Source organism: Dietzia cercidiphylli, from assembly GCF_014145145.1.
In the GTDB taxonomy this organism is placed as follows: Bacteria; Actinomycetota; Actinomycetes; order Mycobacteriales; family Mycobacteriaceae; genus Dietzia; species Dietzia natronolimnaea.
On sequence record NZ_JAALEA010000065.1, the window covers coordinates 1 to 3,741 of the forward strand.

Here is a 3,741-nt window from a genome sequence, read left to right on the forward strand (position 1 = left end):
CCGACGGCCTCCGCGCCGTGGTGGCCCTGCGCGTCGACGAGCTGATCGGCTTCCAGAACGAGGCCTACGCGGCCGACTACGTCCGCCGGGTCGAGGACCTGCGCGCGGCCGAGGCCCGGCGGCAGGGGCCGGACGGCGGTCACCCGGAGCGGCTCACCCTCGCCGTGGCCAGGAACCTGCACAAGCTCATGGCCTACAAGGACGAGTACGAGGTCGCCCGGTTGGCCGTCGACCCCGAGTTCGCGGCGCAGGTCACCGAGGAGTGGGGCGAGGGCGCCGTCCCCAGACTCAAGCTGCATCCGCCGGCGCTGCGGGCGATGGGGATGAAGCGCAAGATCTCGATCGGCCCCGGGGCCATGCCGGCGATCAGGGCACTGGCGGGGATGAAGCGCCTGCGCGGGACACCACTCGACGTGTTCGGGTACGCCCACGTCCGCAGGGTCGAACGCCAACTCCTGGCCGAGTACCGCGAGCTGGTCGACCGACTCACCGCCGACCTGCGGCGCCGGAACCCGGGCCCGGGAGGGGAGGACTCCGCCTGGGTGGATGCCGCGTTCGCGCTGGCCGAACTACCGGACCTGGTGCGCGGCTACGAGGACGTCAAGCTCGGGAACGTGGCCCGCTACCGGGAGGAGCGCACCCGGCTGCTCGGCGCTCTCACGACCGCAGAGCCGCCGATGCCATCGCGGTGAGGACACGCCGCAGTTCGGCCTCGGCCATCGACGGCAGCCGCGGGCTGGAGTTGAGCAGTCCGAACACCGCGTGGACGTGGGCCCGCGCGTCCACGGCGGGCAGCTCAGGGCGCAGTCGGACGAGCGCGTCGACCCACATCTCGGCGTACTCGCGCTGCAGACTGCGCACCTCGTGCCGGGGGCCGGCCGGGAGGGCGCCGAGGTCGCGGAACTGGACGCTGATGAGATCCGGTTCGGTCGCCACGAAGTCCACGTGGACCCCCAGCAGCGCGTCCAGCACCTCGGCCGGGTCCCCGCCCCGCTCCACCGCGGCGCGTCCACCGTCGCGGAGCCGACGCGAGATGTCGAGCAGCATCTCGGCGAGCACGTCCTCCTTGGAGGAGAAGTACCGGTACATGCCCGGACCCGAGATGCCGACCTCCGCACCGATGTCGTCCAGGCGCACCGCGTGGAAGCCCCGCCGTGCCATGAGCCGGGCCGCCGCGACGAGGATCTCGTCGCGGCGGCGGGCCTTGGCCTGGGCTCGTGGGGTCAGCGCCACGGCCTCCTGCTGATCCATCTGCGACCTCGGTACCGTCGAACTCAGTGGAAGAAGTGCCGGGCGCCGGTGAAGTACATCGTGATCCCGGCCTTCTCGGCGGCCTCGATCACCTCTGCGTCCCGGACGGACCCGCCCGGCTGCACCACCGCGCGCACCCCGGCCTCGGCGAGCACCTCGAGCCCGTCGGCGAACGGGAAGAACGCGTCCGACGCCGCCACGGCCCCGGTCACCCGCTCCCCCGCGCGCTGCACCGCGAGCCGGGCCGAGTCGACACGGTTGACCTGGCCCATGCCCACTCCGACGGTGGCGCCGGACTGGACCAGCAGGATGGCGTTGGACTTGACCGCCCGGCAGGCGCGCCACGCGAACAGCAGGTCGCGCAGGGTCGCCTCGTCGGCGTCGTCGCCGCACGCCTTGGTCCACCCCGCGGTCACGTCGCCGTCGGCGTCCAACGAATCGCGCTGCTGCACCAGCACGCCCCCGGAGATCTGCTTGCGCTCGAGCTCCCCCTGCGCCGGCGGGTTCGCCTCGAGGATCCGGATGTTCTTCTTCCGCTGCAGGATCTCCACGGCACCGTCCGCGTAGGAGGGCGCGATGATCACCTCGGTGAAGATCTCGGCCACCTGCTCGGCCATCTCCAGGGTTACCTCGCGGTTGGCGGCGATCACCCCGCCGAACGCGCTGACGGGGTCGCACTCGTGGGCGGCGCGGTGGGCCGCGGCGATGTCGGCGTCGATCGCGATGCCGCACGGGTTCGCGTGCTTGATGATCGCCACGCACGGCTCGGCGTGGTCGAAGGCGGTCCGCCAGGCGGCGTCGCCGTCGACGTAGTTGTTGTAGCTCATCTCCTTGCCGTGCAGCTGCTCGGCCTGAGCGAGTCCGGGGGCCGCGGCGGAGTCCGTGTAGAGGGCGGCGCCCTGGTGCGGGTTCTCTCCGTAGCGCAGGGTGGCGGCCAGGTCGAGACTCTGCCCCTGCCACACCGGAAAGCTCTCGTCCCCGTCCCCCGCGGGGGTCGCGGTCTGCTCCGTCATCCAGGTGGCCACCGCGACGTCGTAGGCACCGGTGTGGCGGAAGGCGGCGGCGGCGAGCCGACGGCGCTCCTCTAGCGGGAATCCGCCCTCGGCCACCGCGTCCAGGGCCTCGCCGTACCCGGCCGGGTCCACCAGCACCGCGACCGACGGGTGGTTCTTGGCCGCCGCGCGGACCATGGACGGACCACCGATGTCGATCTGCTCCACGCACGCGTCGTAGTCCGCGCCGGAGGCGACGGTGTCGGTGAAGGGATAGAGGTTGACGACGACGAGCTCGAACGGCTGCACGCCGAGATCGGCGATCTGCTCGAGGTGCTCGGGCTTGCGCGAGTCGGCCAGGATGCCCGCGTGCACCCGCGGGTGCAGGGTCTTGACCCGACCTTCGAGGCATTCGGGGAACCCCGTCAGGTCCTCGACGGGCGTCACCGCGACCCCCGCGGCCGCGATGCGCTGGGCGGTGGAACCGGTCGACACGATCTCGACGCCGGCGGCCGCCAGACCCCGCGCGAGATCCTCGAGTCCGGTCTTGTCGTAGACGCTGATGAGCGCACGGCGGACGGGCCTGCGGGAGTCGGTCACGATAGGTGCACCTTTCGACCTTCGGTGTGGAGTCGGCCACGGGCGGCGGCCGCGAGGATGTCGACGAGCAGCTCGCGCTCGACGACCTTGATTCGTTCGTGGAGGGACGACTCGGTGTCGTCGGGGAGGACGTCGACCGCGCACTGGGCGATCACCGGGCCCGTGTCCACCCCGGCGTCGACCAGGTGGACGGTGCATCCCGTGACCGTCACACCGTAGTCCAGCGCGTCCCGCACCGCGTGGGCGCCGGGGAAGGACGGCAGCAGGGCCGGATGGGTGTTGACCACGCGTCCGGCGAACTCTCCGAGGAAGGACTCGCCGAGGATGCGCATGAAACCCGCGGAGACGACCCAGTCCGGGGAGAACCCGCGCACCGCGTCCGTCAGCGCACGGTCCCAGGCCGGGCGGTCGGGATGGTCGGCGGGCCGGACTACCGCGGTGGGCAGCCCGGCGGTCTCGGCGCGGGTCACGGCCTCGCAGTGGCGATCGGAGACCAGGCCGACGACCCGGTAGGGACTGTCGGCCCCGCCGGACGAGTCCAGGACGCTCTGCGCGAGCGTGCCGGCACCGGAGGCCAGGAGTACGACCTGGCAGGGTGCTCCGGACTCGGCACTGACCACGTCCTACGCTCCTGCCCGTCGATCCACCCGCCCGCCGGATTCCCGGGCACGGGTCGCAGTCTAGTCGGAGGCCTTGGGGCGCTCGTCAGGGCTCTCCCCGGCCGTCTCGGCTTCGACTGACGCCGCGCCGTCCACCGCCGCGCCGTCCACCGCCGAGTCGTGCCCGTCCCCCTCTGTCGCTCCCCCGGAGTCCGGCGCCGTCCCGCTCGCGGAGTCGGGGGACTCGGGACGGGGGGCCGCCACCTCGTCGTCGTCGGGCTCGTCGCCGGCGGTCTCTT

The 3,741-nt window shown here is 72.6% G+C and carries 4 protein-coding genes and 1 pseudogene; 1 reads left to right on the plus strand and 4 read right to left on the minus strand.

Annotation, left to right across the window (positions count from 1 at the left end):
- The coding region (locus G6028_RS03085; protein ID WP_338404134.1) for a DUF6537 domain-containing protein at positions 1-692 on the plus strand (692 nt) is incomplete at its 5' end.
- Here G6028_RS03085 and G6028_RS03090 read toward each other — a convergent pair.
- The 4 genes and pseudogenes from G6028_RS03090 to G6028_RS03105 form a co-directional block, all read right to left on the minus strand.
- Positions 658-1,251 carry a TetR/AcrR family transcriptional regulator gene (locus G6028_RS03090; protein ID WP_182645779.1) on the minus strand — a complete coding sequence of 198 codons (594 nt, stop codon included), beginning with the start codon at positions 1,249-1,251 and terminating at the stop codon, positions 658-660. The two genes, G6028_RS03085 and G6028_RS03090, sit on opposite strands and share 35 nt — an antisense overlap.
- A gap of 23 nt (positions 1,252-1,274) precedes the next feature.
- The gene (gene purH, locus G6028_RS03095) at positions 1,275-2,843 is read right to left on the minus strand and encodes a bifunctional phosphoribosylaminoimidazolecarboxamide formyltransferase/IMP cyclohydrolase (protein ID WP_182658016.1); all 1,569 of its coding nucleotides are present in this window, start codon (positions 2,841-2,843) and stop codon (positions 1,275-1,277) included.
- On the minus strand, positions 2,840-3,463 hold the full coding sequence (purN, locus tag G6028_RS03100; RefSeq protein ID WP_182658017.1) for a phosphoribosylglycinamide formyltransferase: 624 nt from the start codon (positions 3,461-3,463) through the stop codon (positions 2,840-2,842). The genes purH and purN overlap by 4 nt, the downstream gene beginning before the upstream one ends.
- A gap of 60 nt (positions 3,464-3,523) precedes the next feature.
- Positions 3,524-3,741: pseudogene (locus tag G6028_RS03105) on the minus strand (hypothetical protein); the annotation flags it as partial.